Source organism: Coprococcus sp. RTP21428st1_C9_RTP21428_210409 (assembly GCF_040227395.1).
Lineage (GTDB): Bacteria > Bacillota > Clostridia > Lachnospirales > Lachnospiraceae > Coprococcus > Coprococcus aceti.
The window spans coordinates 1-19,105 of the sequence record NZ_JBEHVV010000056.1 but is presented as its reverse complement, the minus strand read 5'-3'; the positions used below and the strand labels follow the sequence as shown (position 1 = coordinate 19,105).

The 19,105-nt window shown below is 44.7% G+C and carries 14 protein-coding genes; 8 read left to right on the top strand and 6 right to left on the bottom strand.

The window, feature by feature from the left end; translation table 11 throughout:
- Positions 1 to 1,358 (top strand): GGDEF domain-containing protein (locus ABUA34_RS10565; protein ID WP_349823270.1); only part of this gene is annotated, 1,358 nt, incomplete at its 5' end.
- 128 nt (positions 1,359 to 1,486) lie between these two features.
- Positions 1,487 to 2,836: an MATE family efflux transporter gene (locus tag ABUA34_RS10560; protein ID WP_349823269.1), complete on the top strand. Its 1,350-nt coding sequence runs from the start codon at positions 1,487 to 1,489 to the stop codon at positions 2,834 to 2,836.
- Between the two features lie 84 nt (positions 2,837 to 2,920).
- Here the strand turns inward: ABUA34_RS10560 and ABUA34_RS10555 are convergent, their stop codons facing one another.
- The gene (locus ABUA34_RS10555) at positions 2,921 to 3,469 is read right to left on the bottom strand and encodes a type III toxin-antitoxin system ToxN/AbiQ family toxin (RefSeq protein ID WP_015533732.1); all 549 of its coding nucleotides are present in this window, start codon (positions 3,467 to 3,469) and stop codon (positions 2,921 to 2,923) included.
- Between the two features lie 423 nt (positions 3,470 to 3,892).
- Here ABUA34_RS10555 and ABUA34_RS10550 point away from each other — a divergent pair, with 423 nt between their 5' ends.
- The 5 genes from ABUA34_RS10550 (at position 3,893) to trpS (ending at position 8,161) form a co-directional block, all read left to right on the top strand.
- Positions 3,893 to 4,564 carry an AzlC family ABC transporter permease gene (locus tag ABUA34_RS10550; RefSeq protein ID WP_022217303.1) on the top strand — a complete coding sequence of 224 codons (672 nt, stop codon included), beginning with the start codon at positions 3,893 to 3,895 and terminating at the stop codon, positions 4,562 to 4,564.
- A 9-nt stretch (positions 4,565 to 4,573) separates the two neighbouring features.
- The gene (locus ABUA34_RS10545; RefSeq protein WP_117874548.1) at positions 4,574 to 4,897 is read left to right on the top strand and encodes a branched-chain amino acid transporter permease; all 324 of its coding nucleotides are present in this window, start codon (positions 4,574 to 4,576) and stop codon (positions 4,895 to 4,897) included.
- A gap of 221 nt (positions 4,898 to 5,118) precedes the next feature.
- Positions 5,119 to 6,018 carry a serine O-acetyltransferase gene (locus ABUA34_RS10540; protein ID WP_004849988.1) on the top strand — a complete coding sequence of 300 codons (900 nt, stop codon included), beginning with the start codon at positions 5,119 to 5,121 and terminating at the stop codon, positions 6,016 to 6,018.
- Between the two features lie 11 nt (positions 6,019 to 6,029).
- Complete coding sequence (locus tag ABUA34_RS10535) at positions 6,030 to 7,004, top strand: ATP-dependent 6-phosphofructokinase (protein WP_349823268.1); 975 nt, start codon at positions 6,030 to 6,032, stop codon at positions 7,002 to 7,004.
- Positions 7,005 to 7,099: 95 nt separating this feature from the next.
- A complete protein-coding gene (gene trpS, locus ABUA34_RS10530) occupies positions 7,100 to 8,161 on the top strand; it encodes a tryptophan--tRNA ligase (protein WP_015533736.1) in 1,062 nt (353 codons plus the stop codon).
- Positions 8,162 to 8,507: 346 nt separating this feature from the next.
- On the opposite strand, the gene ABUA34_RS10525 is transcribed toward trpS, so the two are convergent.
- The 5 genes from ABUA34_RS10525 to ABUA34_RS10505 all read right to left on the bottom strand — a co-directional run bounded on the left by ABUA34_RS10525 (position 8,508) and on the right by ABUA34_RS10505 (position 16,645).
- Positions 8,508 to 10,625 (bottom strand): YhgE/Pip family protein, encoded by a 2,118-nt coding sequence (locus ABUA34_RS10525; RefSeq protein WP_349818758.1) that lies wholly within the window; start codon positions 10,623 to 10,625, stop codon positions 8,508 to 8,510.
- Positions 10,622 to 11,218: a hypothetical protein gene (locus ABUA34_RS10520; RefSeq protein ID WP_015533738.1), complete on the bottom strand. Its 597-nt coding sequence runs from the start codon at positions 11,216 to 11,218 to the stop codon at positions 10,622 to 10,624. The genes ABUA34_RS10525 and ABUA34_RS10520 overlap by 4 nt, the downstream gene beginning before the upstream one ends.
- Before the next feature lie 21 nt (positions 11,219 to 11,239).
- Positions 11,240 to 13,381 carry a YhgE/Pip domain-containing protein gene (locus ABUA34_RS10515; protein WP_015533739.1) on the bottom strand — a complete coding sequence of 714 codons (2,142 nt, stop codon included), beginning with the start codon at positions 13,379 to 13,381 and terminating at the stop codon, positions 11,240 to 11,242.
- Positions 13,382 to 13,467: 86 nt separating this feature from the next.
- The gene (locus ABUA34_RS10510) at positions 13,468 to 14,814 is read right to left on the bottom strand and encodes a glutamate-5-semialdehyde dehydrogenase (protein ID WP_349823267.1); all 1,347 of its coding nucleotides are present in this window, start codon (positions 14,812 to 14,814) and stop codon (positions 13,468 to 13,470) included.
- 238 nt (positions 14,815 to 15,052) lie between these two features.
- Positions 15,053 to 16,645: an alpha-amylase family glycosyl hydrolase gene (locus ABUA34_RS10505; RefSeq protein ID WP_349823266.1), complete on the bottom strand. Its 1,593-nt coding sequence runs from the start codon at positions 16,643 to 16,645 to the stop codon at positions 15,053 to 15,055.
- A 587-nt stretch (positions 16,646 to 17,232) separates the two neighbouring features.
- Between ABUA34_RS10505 and ABUA34_RS10500 the strand changes: the two genes are divergently transcribed.
- Positions 17,233 to 18,735, top strand: coding sequence for a sodium-dependent transporter (locus ABUA34_RS10500; protein WP_055273258.1), 1,503 nt, complete (start codon positions 17,233 to 17,235; stop codon positions 18,733 to 18,735).
- Positions 18,736 to 19,105 lie beyond the last annotated feature (370 nt).

Genomic DNA, 19,105 nt, shown 5'->3' with positions numbered 1-19,105 from the left:
CGAAGATGCCAGCGAAAGCAAGGGGCGTGGTAGTTCTGAGTGCTGCTGGGATAGTCCTGCTCATTATATCCCAGTTCAGTGACAAGCTGTTCTATTATATAGATGATAACAACTTCTATAACAGGAGCAGCGGTTATCTGTTGTCGCAGCTTATTGCAGTAGCAGGACTTGTTCTAAGTTTTTCGATACTTTTGCAGTATAAAAAAAGACTGGAAAAAAGAGTTTTCTGGTCAAGTGTTTTGTATTTTATCCTGCCATGTATATCCACGGTTGTTGTCATATTCTATTATGGGATTTCATTCCAGACAATATCTGTGGTTGCTTCTACACAGATCATGTTTGCAGTTGATATGGTCGAGATGGACAGATCACTTGCGAGATCCAGACAGGAGGTTGAGCGTACAAAGTACGAGGCTGAGCATGATCTTCTGACCGGCATGTACAACAAGACAGCCGGAATGCAGAGGATAAGAGAGTATATAGATAACATGACTGACGAAGATAGTGCTTCTCTTGTATTTGTGGATATAGATGATTTCAAGAGTGTAAATGATACATATGGTCACGCAGTTGGTGATTACTGGATTGAGAAGGTGGCAAAGTTTCTCCGGAGTGACTGCTATGAAGAGGACGTTGCCTGCAGGTATGGTGGAGACGAGTATGTTGTGCTTCACAAGGGCTTATCGGATATATCTGTTCTGGAGTCAAAGGTGATAAGATTTGCCAGAAAACTTCAGCGCAAGACAATGGAGAGAGGGCAGAATGTCCATTGCAGTGCTGGTATATGTCAGATCAATGGTTCAGGATTCAGCACAGAAGAGTGTATGAATGTCGCGGACACTGCGCTGTATGAAGCAAAAAAGAAGGGCAAGAATGTCAGCGTGATCCACAGCATCAACAGGGATGGTACGGACAGAGTGACCGTACTTGACAAGATAGAGTCTGATATAAAAAAGGCTCAATCCAGGGTAGAGGCAAGGATCGCATATATGTATACTGATATTATATATGTTAATTATGAGAACGATAAATACCGTGTTATAAAAGGCGATTCTGAGCTGAACAATGCTGTATCTTGTGCGAATAACTACGATGAAGTAATTGGATTGATAAGTAACCGGTTTGAGTCGGATCGGTCAAGAAAAATAGTCAGAGATTTTCTCAGCCGCGAGCGAATGGAGAGTTACACAGGCGGCAATACGGGATATCAGACAGAGAACATTCGCAGAGGGGTTTTGTCAGTCAGCTGTGCAAACAACCATGGGGGTGCAAGTCTTATACATGTTATCCCGGTGGACGAGGACGGTGACAGAGGTTACTTTGTGGTCGTGCAGGATCTTGACATATATGCTGGTTGAAGTATATAATTACACATAATAATCTAAACGAAAACAAGTTGGTGGATTTTTCCGGATCAGGTCATCTTTTCGCCCCACAACCGCAAGGTTGTGGGGCTTTATTTATGCCATCCGGGGATGGAGGTTTTATGAACGAGAATTTTATGAAAGAAAAGCCGGTGTTCCCACTTTTGATGTCCATGGCACTGCCTATGGTTATATCGATGATGGTGAATGCTTTGTACAATATAGTTGACAGTTTCTTTGTGGCTAAGATAAGTGAGGATGCGATGACAGCACTTTCGTATGTATTTCCACTGCAGAATTTTGTAAATGCTGTGGCGATCGGATTTGGTGTTGGAATAAACGCGGTGATAGCCATATATCTTGGAGCCAAGGACAATGAGCGGGCAGATCGTGCAGCTAGTTGGGGGATGTTTCTTGCTGTTATACAGGGAATAGTGATGACAGTCGTGTGTATTGCCATTATTCCATCGTTTCTCAGAGCCTTCAAGGCAAGTGGAGACGTCCTTGACCTTGGCTGTCGTTATGCTGACATAGTATTTGGATTTTCTATAATTATTTCGGTTGATCTTGCATTTGAGAAGGTATTTCAGTCAGTTGGACGCATGATAGTTACAATGGTTGGACTGATGGGCGGCTGTATTATGAATATAGTGCTTGATCCGCTGCTGATATTTGGTGTGGGACCATTTCCTGAAATGGGTATAGAAGGCGCTGCACTGGCAACTGGCCTGGGACAGGTGTTTACACTGATCATTTATTTTATTGTGTACTTTGGAAGACCGATAAATGTGAAGTTCGGCATAAAGCATTTGCATGAGGGCGGTCTGATGGTGAAGAAGCTGTATGCCATAGGTATACCTGCCATACTCAATATGGCACTGCCGTCTCTGCTCACAAGCGCACTCAACGCCATACTCAGCATGTATTCGGCAACTTATGTCATGATCCTGGGCGTGTACTACAAACTTCAGACATTCCTGTATATGCCGGCAAATGGAATCATTCAGGGAATGCGTCCTATCATAGGCTATAACTATGGTGCCGGAGAGCATGCCAGGGTGAAGAAGATATTCACCATAACGCTTGCATTAAATGTTGGAATCATGCTGGCTGGAACAGTTGTGTGCCTGCTCATCCCGGAAAGGCTTATAGGTATGTTCACAGAAAATGTATCTACAATAAATGCAGGTGGAACAGCACTGCGCATCATATGCGCCGGATTTTTAGTGTCGGCTGTGTCGGTAACTGCATCGGGGGCACTTGAGGGGTTGGGAAAGGGAACTCCGTCCCTGCTCATATCCCTGCTCAGATATGTGGTTGTCATAATCCCGGCTGCATGGATACTTTCAAGGCTTTGTGGTTTCGGACCTGCTGGTGTGTGGAATGCGTTCTGGGTAGCAGAGCTTATAACGGCGGTGTGTGCGGCGTTTATATATAGAAGGGCTATGAAGGGACAGCGAGAAGGGGCTTAGATAAATTGAAGATGTAATACAAATAAAGTCACGACGTTGATGCTGAGTGGTATCTGTCCGGGAATCCGGGGATATCAGTGCAGATTAGGTCGTGACTTTGTTGTATTTATCACACACTATTTCTAATTCGTTAAAAGGTAAACAATACTTTCTTATTTTGAAAGGTTCATTGCTAATATACTGGTTATATAATGTTATTGCTTTATTCGCTATTTCTCTAGAGTGATCCTCTTCGTTTACATAATCAGATATAAATTTTAAGTCTCGTTTTCTATTTTTCTCCAAACGAGAGTCATTTTTTCTTATAGAATAATCATCCATTGGTAAAAGTTGTTTTTCTGTAACAGGAATCATATCAATAAAATTTATTCCGCTTACAAAACGTCCGGTTTCGGTAATGACTTTTGTATAACCAGCGTTGTTATGTAGTGTTTTCCTTTTCTGAGGCTTGCCGTCATGTCTTGTTATCGGAATGGCATACATTCTACTATTAACCATAACAATGATGCCAATAAAGTGCCTGTTATCTTTGCCTAATTGAGGGCTTACAGATGGTACATGATCACAAACTTTATGTAGTTCTCGTATGTATTTCATATCTATTCGATATAGATGTAAACGATTTTTTGTCATATATTCCTCTTTAAATGAAAAATTTGGATGTAGGGGCTTACTAATAAATAAAAAAGGCTATGCGCATAATGCACATAGCCAATAATTGTAGTTCCACCTCGGTAGAACTAACGCTTTTCGTATTCCACTTAACGGCAGGAGCCTCCGATTGACTATGATTATAACATATACAAAAGAAATGTCAATTTCCCTATTAGGATTACAGTTTTATAAAAGATATATGTCACTGAGAATACATGAGAGCGGCTTGGAATTCAAGGGACTTGAAAGAGAGTTAATGAAAGCTTTAGAAAAGTATACAAAACGGAGAATTTGAGCTACAAATTGAGCTATTGCCCATCAAACATTTAGTATGTTAGAATAGTTGTGGTTATCCTATAAAAACACTAGGATAACCACGATTGTTTTGTTGGAGGAAAAATCGTGGGAAATATATTCAGAAAGGCATTCATCAAATCAATCCCAATCATGTGCAGCTATTTGTTCGTCAGCATGGCATATGGGATCATGATGGAGAATGCCGGATTCAAATGGTATTATTCACTGCTGGTCAGCTTGACGGTGTACACAGGAGCGTACCAGTTTGTGCTTGTGACGCTGCTTTCAAGCGGAGCATCCATACTCACCATGGCACTCACTGCATTTCTGATGAACAGCAGGCAGAGTTTCTATGCACTGACATTTGTGGATGAATTCAACCGCATGGGAAAGCGGAAATTATATATGATACATACAATGACGGATGAGACTTATGCCGTGAACTGCACCCTGCCGGACACCGGTAAGGAGAAACAGAGCATCATGTTCTGGGTGGCTTTTTTGTCGAGGTGTTACTGGATGATCGGTGCGGTTGCTGGGGGAATCCTGGGGCAGATCATTCCATTTGATATGACGGGGATTGATTTCTGTATGACGGCGCTGTTTGTCATCATATTTATCGATCAGTGGGAGAAGGCGGAAAGTCATATCCCGGCGATTGCGGGAATTGTGATAGCGGTTGTATGTCTGCTAGTTGTTGGACCGCAGTATTTCCTTCTGCCGTCACTCATCATAGCGTCAGCGGTGCTTGTGGTGTGGAATATGAGGAGAAAGTAGGAAAATATCATGAATACGAAATATATATTGATAGGAATTGCGGTGTCGGCAGTTGTAACATTTGCACTGAGGGCACTTCCATTTGTCATATTTAATGGAAAAAGACAGATGCCGGAGATGCTGGTGAAACTTGGAAGGGTGCTTCCGGCGACCATCATGGCGGTGCTCATAGTGTACTGCCTGAAGGGGGCTGTGTCGGCTCCAGTGGCAACTGGAATACCGAGTCTTGTCGGCGTGCTGGTGACAGGCGGAACGTACAAATGGAAGCACAATACGCTGTTAAGTATTCTGCTGGGGACTGTGAGCTATATGGTTATGCTGCGCATAATGTAGATAATCATTTTTGGTTGATTGTTTTTAGCAGTAATCTCTGCAATCGGATTGCGGATAATTTGTACGCAGAATCCCACTATTGAATGAACGTGCATAATTTGTTAGAATAGCTGTGTGTTTATCGACGTAAGCACATATTATAATATGAAGATATCATCGCGGCAGATTTTGTCTGGGCAGGTGATATTGGGAGATATTATTAGAAAGGATCTGAATAAGTAATGGATAGATCAGATAAACAGAGAATTGAGGGAATCGTGCAGAGGATATTGGATGATTTCGGCGATGACAGAGCCATCAACAAGACGGATCTGTGCAACGAGCCGGATAAGACAGCCATTATCGATGTGATCGACAAACTCATGAAGATTCTGTATCCGGGTTATTACAGCGACAAGCTGTATAAGATATACAGTCTGAAGAATAACATGTCTGTTATCATAGAGGATGTAATATTCCATCTGAAGAAACAGATCATGATAGTTCTCAGGTATTGCAAAAAGTTTCCTGAGCTCACAGATGCTGAGCTTGAGGATAAGGCGATGGATATAACATATGAATTCATGGATAAGATACCTCAGATAAGAGACTATCTTGAGACTGATATCCAGGCGGCATTTGACGGAGATCCTGCTGCGGGCAGCAAGGATGAGGTCATACTTTCATACCCTGGACTGTATGCCATATCTGTATACCGTATGGCACATGAGCTTTGTCTGCTGGATGTGCCGATGATACCAAGGATCATGACTGAGCACGCCCACAGCGTGACCGGAATAGATATTCATCCGGGCGCCACCATAGGAAAGTATTTCTTCATTGACCATGGTACGGGAATCGTTATCGGCGAGACGACTATTATCGGCGAGCATGTGAAGATATATCAGGGCGTGACACTTGGAGGACTCTCTACACAGGGAGGTCAGAAGCTCAAGGGAGCCAAGAGACATCCAACCATCGGTGACAACGTGACCATCTATTCAGGCGCGTCCATCCTTGGAGGCGAGACTATCATCGAGGACAACGTTGTTGTGGGTGGTAATACATTTATCACCAACTCAGTTGAGAAGGATACAAGGGTTACTGCCAAGAAGCAGGAGCTTCAATATAAAAATAATTAGAGGACATACAAATGAGTGACATACGAAAGATAGCAGTCCTGACCAGTGGAGGAGATGCCCCGGGCATGAATTCGGCTGTAAGAGCGGTGGTTGTATCAGCCATAAACAGCGGGATTGAAGTAGTTGGAGTATTTCGCGGATACGAGGGACTGATCAACTGGGAGACACAGCCGCTTGGACTGGCGGACGTCAGAAACATAAACAATCAGGGAGGAACGATACTTTTCACCAGCAGAAGCGAGAGATTCCTACAGAAAAAATACCGCGAGCAGGCGGCAAAGAATCTGAGAGATCACGATATAGATGCGCTTGTTGCCATCGGTGGGGATGGAACACTCCGTGGAGCCATAGCATTTCAGAATGAGGGTATCAATACCATCTGCATCCCTGGAACAATAGACAGAGATGTTGCATGTTCTGAGTATACGCTGGGATTTGACACGGCGGCGAATACAGCCATGGAGGCCATTGACAGGATAAGAGATTCATCGGTTTCCCACGGACGATGCAGCGTCGTGGAGGTCATGGGACGAAAGAGAGGCTATATAGCGCTCTGGGCAGGCATGGCGACATCAGCTGATGCCATCATAATTCCTGAAAAATGGGATGGTGACTATGACAGCATCATAGACACGATAAAGGCAAAGCATGCTGATGGAAGAAACAGCTATCTGGTGGTTGTGGCCGAGGGTGTTACAGATGCTCCAGAGCTTGCACAGATGATTCTTGATAAGACTGGTATAGAGTCGAGGGTATCGGTGCTTGGCTATATACAGAGAGGCGGACAGCCAACGGCAAAGGACAGGATGTATGGCTCACTCATGGGTGCGTATGCCGTTGATGTGCTCAAGAAGAACAAGGCAAATCGTATGATAGCTATCAAGAACGATATACTTATAGACTATGATATAAAAGAGGCAATTGATATACAGAACAATCAGATCGATTCCTTCCAGTATGAGCTGAGTAAGCTGCTGGCCGAGTAATCGGTGAGGCTGGCAGTGGGTAAAAAATAAGCTGACTGATTATAAAAAGATATATAAATGACAGGTATAAAAGATACAATATAAAGGAGAAGGTTATGAAACAGGTAATATTAACAGGCGACCGTCCTACGGGCCGTCTTCATGTGGGACATTATGTAGGATCACTTAAGAGAAGAGTCGATCTTCAGAATTCAGGAAAGTATGATGAGATTTACATCATGGTGGCTGATGCGCAGGCGCTTACAGACAACGCAGAGCATCCTGAGAAGGTCAGACAGAATATTATGCAGGTTGCTTTGGATTATCTTGCCTGTGGCATAGATCCTGAGAAGTCTACTATATTCATCCAGTCAATGGTACCAGAGCTCACAGAGCTCACATTCTACTATATGAACCTTGTAACAGTGGCAAGAGTCCAGAGAAATCCTACCGTTAAGGCAGAGATCAAGATGAGAAACTTCGAGGCAAGTATCCCTGTTGGATTCTTCTGTTATCCTATCAGCCAGGCTGCAGATATCACAGCATTCAAGGCCACAGAGGTTCCTGTTGGAGAGGATCAGATGCCTATGATCGAGCAGTGTAAGGAGATCGTTCACAAGTTCAATTCGGTATACGGTGAGACACTTGTTGATCCAAAGATCGTTCTTCCTGACAATGAGGCATGTCTCAGACTTCCAGGTACAGATGGTAAGGCCAAGATGAGTAAGTCACTTGGAAACTGTATCTACCTGTCAGAGGATCCTGCAGATATCAAGAAGAAGGTTATGTCCATGTACACAGATCCAAATCACATCCGTGTTGAGGATCCGGGTCAGATCGAGGGCAATTCAGTATTTACATATCTTGATGCATTCAGCAAGCCAGAGTACTTTGAGGAGTTCCTTCCAGACTACAGTGGTATGGATGAGCTCAAGGAGCACTACACCAGAGGTGGCCTCGGTGATGTAAAGGTCAAGAAGTTCCTGAACAATGTTCTTCAGGCTGAGCTTGCGCCTATCAGAGAGCGCCGTCAGATGTGGGAGAAGAGACCACAGGATGTATACGACATCTTAAAGAGTGGCAGTGAGGTTGCCAGAGCAAAGGCAGCAGAGACACTTGCAGATGTGCGCCGTGCTATGAAGATTGACTATTTTGAGAACGACAATCTTTTCAAGTAAGAAATATTATAACTTTTAGCATGATTACATGTGCAAAAAGGATAAAATTCTCGCCAAATGTCCTAAAAAGTGATATTTGGGACAAAGCAAGGGAATTTTATCCTTTTTTCATGCAAATAATCATTTTAGAGATATTTTTGTGCTAATGACGAGCAAATTATCTCAAAATAAGAAAATCCTAGGGAGATGACATATCACCCGAATGTGGAGTTAAATAACGCTGTCAATCACATATTATATCCTCACAACCACAGCTTCATACGGATACAGTCCTGTCAGTGAAATTACACAGTGCAGATGGGCGTAAATTGCAACAGTCAAAAACAGTAATTACCTGAGTCGTTAACTATATAAATAATCCGGATTTCTCCTTGCTGTGCTCCAGCTTGTCAAGAAGCTTTGCGCAAGGCTTGGCGAGCAGCAGTCCGATGACCGCTGAGATCGCAACATATATCAGCAGGGTGGCAAGACATTTGCCGTAGGTGTGCTGATACATTCCGGCGACACATTCCCTGAGGGCGTTCATGCAGTATGAGAACGGCATGAATTTGTACAGGTACTGGTACACTGATGGGAGCACTTCCACAGGGAAGGTTCCACCTGCTCCCGCAACCTGAATGACCATGATGATCACGGCGATGGCCTCACCGATATTGCCAAATGCCACGGTGAGAGAGTAGATCAGGAATGTAAATACAAAGCTCGTCATTATGGCGGCCAGTGCAAATGCTATCGGATGCTTGCACTGTATTCCCACGTAGAACAGATCGCCCATAACGGTTATGATTGTCTGGACCTGTCCGATGACGAAGAAGTTAAGATATCTTCCGAAGAACTTCTGGTAAGGCTTCACGCCCTCAAGCTCTTCATTGTCCTTGACCTTAACGTGTATGAGTGCCACAAGTATGAGAGCACCGACCCACAGTGCCAGGACCGTGTAGAATGGTGCCATGGCTGATCCGTAGTTGGATATCTCGTATACAGCAACTGTGTTCATCTGTACCGGTGATGAGATGAAATTCACTATCACCTGTGGATTGTCCTTGATGGCATTTATGAAATCCTGGTAGCTGCTGTTAGACGTGATCGTCTGTATGTCGGCCTTGATCTTGTCTATGCTTTCTTTGAGATCCTTCAGACATTTGATCGTTCCCGCGATGTCTGCGGTTCCGTCCTTCAGAATGTCCTGATACTCGGTCAGGGACTTGCTGATATCGTTGAAGTTTCCCGGAACATTTGCCAGCACGGTCTGTGCCTGCGCCAGAGATGACTGGATATTCTCTAACGAAGATTTCAGTTCAGGCGAAAGTTCGTTATTTATGAGATCCTTCACTGAAGCAATGTCATTTGTACACTTCTTTATGTCGGACGATACCGCTTTTTTCAGTGATGCAAATTCTTCGTCCGACAGGCTTGTGTCGGATACAAGCTTTGCTAAGTCTTCGTTCAGATTTTCAAACTGAAGTTTGGCATCCGATACTATAGGTGACTGGGCTTCGATCAATCGGTTTATGGTGTCCAGAACATTGGTGCCAAGGGAACCATTGAGGTCAGTTTCGATTGACACTGATCCGATATCGTGGGTTCTTGAGAGGCTGTCCACGGTTTTACCAAGCTCTGTAAGTCTGTCAGAGATCATGTCGAGACCTGTGTTCAGCAGTGATATCGAGGTGTCTGCAACGTCGCTGCTTATGCCTGCGCTGTCACTCAGATTTCCAAGACTGCTTGAGCCGCTCTGTGCCATGCTGTCTATGCTTGGAAACAGAAGCTGAGTGGTATCGATGGCATCTGATGCAGACTCTGTGAGCAGTGAAAATGTATTCAGCATATAGACGTAATTGTCCAGCGTGGATGAGATCTGTTCCAGTTTGCTCTCAAGACCGGCAACGAGGTCTGAACCGTCTATGTTATTTCCAGAAATGAAATCTCCGGCATTTGCAAATACCTCGGTCAGCGTGCTTATGATCTTTGTGTTTATCTCGTTTTGGACGGTAGTCTTGACCTTGCCGGTTATCTTGGTGGCAATGGCATTCTTCTTGCTGTTCTCGTAGTATTCGATATTTGGATTGACGATGTTGCCATTTAGTATGCTGAGCATGTTCGCCGTGAAGTCCTTTGGTATGATTATTCCGGCATAACATTCCCCGCTGGCGATGAGTTCAAGTGCCTCATCTTTATTATCGGCAAATGTCCAGTCGATAGTGTTGTTGTTTTCAAGACTTTCGATCACCATGTCTCCGATGGTCAGATTTATTCCGCTCATCTCGATTCCCTCATCCTCAGAGTAGACGGAGATCTTCATGAGTGAGGTGGCGGACTCTCCATACGGATCCCAGTTTGACAGGATGTTGAACCACGCATACAGGGAAGGGATTATGCACAGACCCATGACTATGGACAGTGCGACAACATTTGTGGTGATCCTGCGCAGATCAGATATGTATACACGCCAAATGTTTTTCATGATAATTCCTCCTTGTCAGCTTCTGTGTTTTTTGTGGCTTCATCCTGTGCATCCGTCTGAACCGAGTCGCCATGTTCATCCGTCTGAACTGTCTCGTTTTGCTCATCAGACTGCACAGACACACTCTGATCATTCTGCACAGCCTCAGCCATCTCAGCCACCTTGTCCTGCACGGCGGTGATCTGTGTCTGAATGTCTGTTTTTACATTTGTTATTATGTCGTCCAGCTTCTTCTTCGGTGCAGCGACTCTTGTATATATGCTGTTGATGTCGATGAGACCGTCAATATTATCTTCCGTATCCTGAAGCGAGTTAACCATCTCCTGTACCTTGTAATCCGAGTATTCCACATGTATCAGATACGCCGCGATTATGAACAGGCTGGCGATCCACAGAACAAGAAATATGATCTTGGAGCTGCCGGTCAGAAAGAGCAGGATAAGGAAGCATGCGGGAACAGTGAATATACACTTAATACCCGCCTTCAGCTTTTTTACATTTGCTGCATGGGCATTGTCTCTGAATGCAAGCACCTGGGACTTTATGTCAGATGGTTCGGTGCTGGTTGTATTTGAATTTGTATCTTCGTTCATGGGTGTTCCTCCTTATTTGCATTACATCATATCCGTATCTTCCATACGTTTCTCGATGAAGTGCATGATATGGATAAATGGTTTTCTGATTATAAGTCCTATGACCAGTGCAACCACAATGAAAATTGACAATTCAAGCAGATATTTGAACAGGTCTGCGTGATACATTCCGCCAATACATTCACGCATTGCATTTATCGCATATGGGAATGGGAAGAATATGTACACCTGTCTGAAGAAGTTCGGAAGAGCCTCTATAGGGTAGGTTCCACCGCTCCCCGCTATCTGCAGCACCATGATCACAACAGCGAGGGCCTTGCCTATGTCGCCAAATGATATGGTGAGTGAATATATCAATATTGAAAATGTCAGCCCTGCGAGTGCCGCAGTTGCCCAGAATGCAAATGGGTGCAGACACTGTATCTTCAGCAGGAATAGATCTCCAAGCACTATGACCAGAACCTGAAGCTGAGACAGCAGGAAGAAAATAAGGTATCTTCCAAAGAACAACTGGTGTGGTCTGGCATCCTTCAGATAGTCCGCATCCTTCACATGCACCTTCATGAGGGAGACGAGAATTGTCATTCCGACCCAGATGGCAAGCACTGAGTAAAATGGTGCCATGGACGAGCCGTAGTTGGCAATGCTGTAGTAGTAATGTTCCTCGACAGCAACAGGTTTTGACAGGAATGACGCCAGCGCCTCTGAGTCTCCGTTGAGGAAGGCTATGATCATGTCGGTCACCTCGCTGTCGGCGGCCTTGTTGATCTCGTCTGTGGCGGTCTGGATCTTGTCACGTATACCACTTATGAGATCGGAGAGGTCTGTGAGACTGGTGTTCATTGATGCAATAGTCACCTTATAATTGTCAAATACAGAGCTTGCACTACTGATGGTAGAATTCAGGGTATTTAACAGATCCTGAGCGTTTTTCAGTGCATTTTTGATGTTCAGGATAATGTTGTCCATGTCAGGAATGACCTGGCTGGTAAATGTGTCATCTATATCTGAGACAGAGTCGATGATCTGGTCGAGCTTATCTGATACGGCATTTTCTGCATTTGTGATCGCAGATATATCCAGACTATCGATGGTGTCAGCGGTGAGAGAGGAAATCTTCTTAACCTCTGTTTTCAGCTTGTCAAGCTTGTTGAGTGCATCTGAAACCTCATTCGTGTTGCTTATGTCAAGAGATTTGATATATTCGTCGACTGCATCGATCTTTTGCTGAAGTTTGTCTGCATCTGCCTTGATATTCTCAAGATCGGCAGATATGTTCTCTGCATCATCCTTCATATGGATAAGTTTTGCAGAGCTTTTCAGATTCTGTATGTCCTGCGCGATGCTGTCAATCTGATCCTGAAGAGAATTCCTGACAGTGTAGTAGGTTGAGCCCACTGAGTCTATATCGGACATGCTTGAATCAATGGCGGAACCCGCATCGGACAGAAGCTTGCTGCTCTTGTCAGTTGCGTCCTTGAGCTTTGTGCTGGTCTTGAGTTTGTTATTTGCCTTGATTATGGAATCTATGGTTTTCTGGTATCCGGCGAGATTGTCATCGACGGTCTTGAGTGCTGTGATGAAATCCGTTCCCTTGAGATCCTTCGACAGATCTGTGTCGGAGTCGTCAATGGCAGTGATAAGCTTCTGCGATATCGCCTTGACGTAGGTCTCGTTGATGCTTGTCTTGAGCGTTGAGACTGCAGTGTCGGTTATCTTAGGTGCCACGGCATTTTTCTTCTCATTTTCATAGTAGGTGAAGCTTGGATTTACGAAGTTGTCCGTCAGGGCATTGAACATGTTGTAGGAGAAATCCTCATCAATGACGACGGCGGCATAGTAGGTGCCTGATTTCACACCGCCGATGGCGGACTTTTCAGATTCCGGAAATACCCAGCCGATACTGGTCTGGCTTTTCAGCTTATCGACCACTGACTGGCCCATGTTCATCTCGTTGCCGTCCGCATCTGTGTAGCCCTTGTCCAGGTTGACGACGGCGATATTGATATTGCCGGTATTGGCATATGGATCCCAGTTTGCAAATATGTTGAACCATGCATACAGCGCAGGCAGTATGCACAGTCCAACGGCGAGAACTATTGTGAGTATACTTTTTTTGATACCGATCAGGTCGTTTTTGAATATTTTCAGTATTGTTTTCATTTTTATGTAATTCCTATTTATATAGTAAATGCATCAGCGAGGACTGATGTACATGAGAGAGTCCCCGCTGATGATCGTTTATTATTCTACAGGTCTTTGAAATGGAACTGCTTCTTTCCGGTTGCGTAGTCATCAACTATCTGTCCATGTCCGTAAAGCTTGTATTTGTAAGTTACAAGTCCCTCAAGTCCTACAGGGCCTCTTGCATGGATCTTGCTTGTGCTGATTCCGACCTCTGCGCCGAAACCGTATCTGAAGCCATCGGCAAATCTTGTGGAGCAGTTCTGGTATACTCCCGCCGAGTCGACAAGCTGCATGAAGAGGTCGGCAGTGTCGGCATTTTCAGTCACGATACAGTCAGTATGGTGTGAACCGAAGTGGTTGATGTGTGAGATAGCCTCCTGGACATTGTTCACGATCTTGACTGAGAGTACTAGGTCAAGATACTCTGTATTGAAATCGTCGTCTCCCATGATCTCAAAAACGTTCTGGCTGTCAGTTGCGGCATTCGTATGTGAACCATTGGCCTGACCGTCAGCTGTGTATGCCCGTTTGATGATCTCCGCTGCCTCGGCGGTTCCGCGGAGCTTTACACCGTGTTTCTTAAGTGCTTTTGCCATGACCGGAAGCATTTCTTTTGCCACATCTCTGTGGACGAGAAGTGTCTCCGTTGCATTGCAGGCGGCGGTGTACTGTGTCTTGGCGTCTATGATGATAGGGATTGCCTTTTCAATATCCGCATCCTTGTCTATGTATGTGTGGCAGATTCCGTCTGCGTGTCCCATGACAGGGATCTTGGTGTTGTTCATTATATACTGCACAAATGCATTTGAGCCTCTAGGTATGAGCAGGTCAACGGATTTGTTGCATGACAGAAGCTCATCGATCTCGTTGTGCTGGCTTGCCTGGAGCATGCAGCCCTCTGGTGCTCCGTTTGCAACGGCTGTGCTGTAGATCACATCGAAGAGAGCCTTGTTGGTGTTGGCAGTTTCCTTGCCACCCTTGAGTACTGCGCAGTTGCCGCTCTTGATGCACAATGATGATATCTGGACCAGCGCATCCGGTCTTGCCTCGAATATGATTCCGATGACACCGATAGGGCAGGAGACTCTCTGAAGGACCAGCCCCTCGTCAAGCTCTCTCTTGAGCTGGATCTGTCCAACCGGGTCAGGGAGCTTTATGAGCTCATCGATTCCATTTGTCACGTCAGCGAGCTTGTGCTCGTCGAACTTCAGTCTCTTCTTGACTGATGCTGCGATCCCGTTCTCCTCGGCAGCAGCCATGTCCTTTGCATTTGCCGCAAATATCTCATCCTTATGTGCGATGAGTGCGTCCTTTACATGTACTAGTATATTGTTTCTTGTATCTTCTGAAAGTGCAGCCATTTTGTAGCTGTCAGCCTTCATGATGCTTGTAGCTTCCTGCATGTTCATAATCTTGTTCTCCTTTATAATACTGTATGTCATGTGCACTTATTCTGTCGTGGCACATGAGCATATAATCCATTAAATATTACCACAAGTTTGGGGAGATGACCACAGGGAAGAAGATAAAAAGAGGCCATCGCATAATATGAGCAATCCACATTTGGAATGAAATCCGTATGGATGATTGCCATATTATGTGATGACCTTTTTATATGGTTATTGAGTTGTTATATATTGCTCCAAATTAGCAGCTTATCACAACAAAGCTCTGTGCCGGAAGAGTGATAACTCCGTCAGCGATACCTGGCTGTGTGCCGTTTATTGCTATAGAATAGATAACCTTTGCGTCACCAGTCAGCTCAGCAAGCTTCCTTGACTGGGTGTCTGTATTCTTAGGGTTCACTGCAAGGAGTAGATTCCCTCTCTTATATACAAGTGGCTTTCTGCTGATGATCTCAAGGTTGCTCTTGTCCAGCAGATCGGCCTGTGAATGTCTGAGAGAAGTGAGGGTCTTCACTGTATTGAGCAGTGAGTTCTGATCTGCCTCGGAAGCCTCAACATTTGCGGCATTTTCTGCAGGATCAACCGGCAGATAGAGCTTGTCGGCAGGCGCTGATGAGAAGCCCATGTTGTCACCGCTTGTCCACTGCATAGGAGTTCTTGAGCCGGTTCTGGTGAATCCCCCCTCCTTGCTTGCCATGCTTCTGAAGCTCATGGCGATCTCATCGCCGTAGTAGATGAATGGATTGCCGGGCATTGTCAGGAAGAATGCGTAGGCAAGCTTTAACTCATCCTCAGAGAGTCCGTAGCTGATACGTGTAGTGTCGTGATTTCCTGTGATGAGGGCTATAGCACCCTTGTCCTTTATCTGCTCGTATCTTCCCATGTATTCATCAATGAAGTGGTCGCAGGTTCCCTTGCTGTCAGCCTTGAAGAAGCTGTTGTTCTCCGTGCTGTCGTCAAGTGACTCTGGAAGAGATGCAAATGCATTCAGGTGAGCTTCGTAATCTCTTACTAGAGAGTTATATCCGTTGCCCATCCAGTCGAGATAGAAATCCATGTCGAAGCCGGCCTTGATTGACTGTTCAGCCTTTCCCCACTCAGATACAAATGCAGACTCAGGGTATTCAGCGTGTATATCGCCGAGAATGTCCTGCCATACGGCAACTGTTCCGCTCTTGTTCGCATCATCATGCTTTACAAGTGAATCTGCCATATCTACACGGAAGCCGTCACAGCCCTTGTCGAGCCAGAAGCGGCATACATCCTTCATAGCCTCTCTTGTTGCGATACATGCAGGATCGTACATGCTCTTGTGCCATCTCTCAGTTGGGTTCAGAACGCCATAGTTGAGAGCCGGCTGGCACTTGAAGAAGTTGACGATGTAGGCACCGTTTCTTGGTGATTCTCCTGCGATGTAGTTGAGACCTGCACCGCCACAGAGCCATCCGTCAGTCCACATATATCTATCTGAGTATTCATTTTGCTCAGCTTTTTTGCTCTCGGTAAACCATGCATGTTTCTCTGAGGTGTGGCCTGGAACCAGGTCTAGGAGAATGTGCATGTCCCTCTTGTGAGCCTCAGCGAAGAGGTTCTCTATGTCCTCCATTGTTCCGTATCTCTCGGCAACCTTCTTGTAATCCCTTACATCGTAGCCTGCATCGGAAAATGGTGAATCAAAGCAAGGATTCATCCAGATAGCGTTGCATCCAAGAGACTTGATATAGTCAAGCTTTGCAGTGATTCCGTTAAAATCACCGATACCGTCGCCGTTGGTATCGTAGAAACTCTGTGGGTATATTTCATAAAAAATTGCATCTTTAAGCCATGTAGCCATAATAAATGTCCTCCTTATAAAAATGCAGCATGCGCATATAAATGCTCTTCGCGCGGCGCATGCGTTACTATTCGTTCCTCCATAATATGAGCAGCGCACTTGCAGCTATGCGCTGGTGGTTTAAGGTATAAGGTACTGCAAACCCACACAGAAATCTGCCTCAAAATACGGAGAACGGTCTTAATAGTATTAAGAACATTCTACTCATTATAATAAAATATAATATGGAAAAATGTAATCCTTTATATGTAAATTAATAGATTTATTTTGAAGGAAAATATACTTGTTGAAAACGCGCAGCAAACAAAAAAATACCTGTATTTTATCTGGTTCAAATATGGGATAAAATTTGCTTTAATCTGTAAAAGTTTAAACACACAAATGCTGTAATGTATGTTACAATCACAGGGTATGTGTCAGCAGAGATGGAAAATACATAATGTAATGGCTTGAAGTAGATGTTTGACACAGACAAAGGGCGTATCAGGTTTTGAAAATCGACACATAGTGCCAGCCTGATAATCCTGATAATATATAATAGAAGGAGGCAGGTGCCATTTTTACAGACATCTGCAAAAGAAGATTGTATGAGTAAAGAAAGTAACAACGGCGACAGAGAAAAATTCGCCTCCAGACTAGGGTTCATCCTCGTGTCGGCGGGGTGTGCCATAGGTCTTGGAAATGTATGGAAGTTCCCGTATATATGCGGGCAGAATGGCGGAGCGATATTTATCGTGATATATCTGCTGTGTCTGCTGCTTCTGGGATATCCTATCCTTACCTGTGAGTTTGCGATAGGCAGAGGGAGTGGCAAGAGCGTTGGTTCAGCGCTTAAGGAGCTTGCGCCGAAGGGCGGCAACTGGCATAAATTCAGCTGGTATGCCTATGCCGGCAACTATCTGCTGATGATGTTCTATACTATGGTAGCGGGCTGGATGGTATACTATGTGTACGTCATGGGATCAGGACAGCTTCATGGTGGGTCAGTAGAAGCAATAGAAGACAAATTTACAGGGATGCTTGCATCACCGGGACTTATGGTCGCGATCACACTTGCGGTCATCGTGTGCTGTATAGGTATATGTTCACTGGGACTTCAGAACGGAGTGGAGAGGGTGACAAAGATCATGATGCTTGCACTCATCGTTCTGATGATAGTCATGGCGGTGAACTCACTCATGCTCTCGGGCAACGAAGAAGGACTTAAGTTCTATCTTGTTCCAAGTATCGAGCGTGCAAATGCCAGAGGCTGGGGCAATGTACTATTTGACGCCATGACCCAGGCGTTCTTTACACTCAGTGTAGGTATGGGATCCATGGAGATATTTGGAAGTTATATAGGCAAGGAGAGAAAATTGTCTGGCGAGGCGAAGAGTGTTATGTACCTTGATACATTTGTGGCACTCATGGCCGGAGTCATCATATTGCCAGCATGCTTTGCGTACGGGATCAGCCCGGACAAGGGACCATCACTTCTGTTTATGACCCTGCCGAATGTGTTCAACCACATGCCGGGAGGAAGAGTGTGGGGAATTCTGTTCTTCATATTCATGTCATTTGCGGCGCTTTCCACGGTTATCGCGGTGTTTGAGAATATCATATCGATAAGTATAGATATGTTTGGATGGAAGAGAAAGAAGTCACTTATTATAAATCTGATCGGTATATCAGTGCTCTCCCTGCCGGCTGTGCTTGGATTCAATATGCTCTCAGGAATCACTCCGATGGGAGCGGGTACAAATATCATGGATCTGGAAGATTTTCTGGTATCGGGAAATATCCTCCCACTCGGATCATTACTTTTTGTCCTGTTCTGTACAAGAAAGAATGGATGGGGATTTGAAAACTTTGTCGCTGAGGCAGACAACGGTATCGGTAAGCCGTTTCCGCAGTACCTCAGAAAATACATGTCATACGTGCTGCCGCTTATAATTGTGGTAATCTATTTCAAGGGATACTATGATACATTTGCCCCGAAGGGACCAAAACTGCTGTGTATCTGGATGGGAGTTGCAGCATTGTTTGTTCTTTTCATAGGCTATCTGGCGTTTGGACATGGACGGAGCAGAAGAGAGCAGACAAAAGAGTAATTGCGTTTTGGAAATGTCTCAAAAAAATTTATGAATTTAACGCAGACTCATTGTTTTATGAGACAAAATGTGATAATATATAAGTACCAACAGTAAGTCCTTCGATAGTGCGTTTATCTATGTAAGTGTTCTGTGTGAGCATCGCTCGGAGGCAATTGGTATTTTAAATATTTCAAAAAAGGGATTGAAACCGCGATACAGATCGCAAGGTTCAATCCCTTTTTGATTATGTCAGCTCGTAAACACCCTTAAGTATACCCAGCTCTTTCATAAGCTCCAGCTCATCAGTATAGTGTCCGGTCTGCAAGTGAGAATAGAACAGATTAGAAAATACATCCGCTATCTGCACAAATTTGTTGCAGGCCGAGTC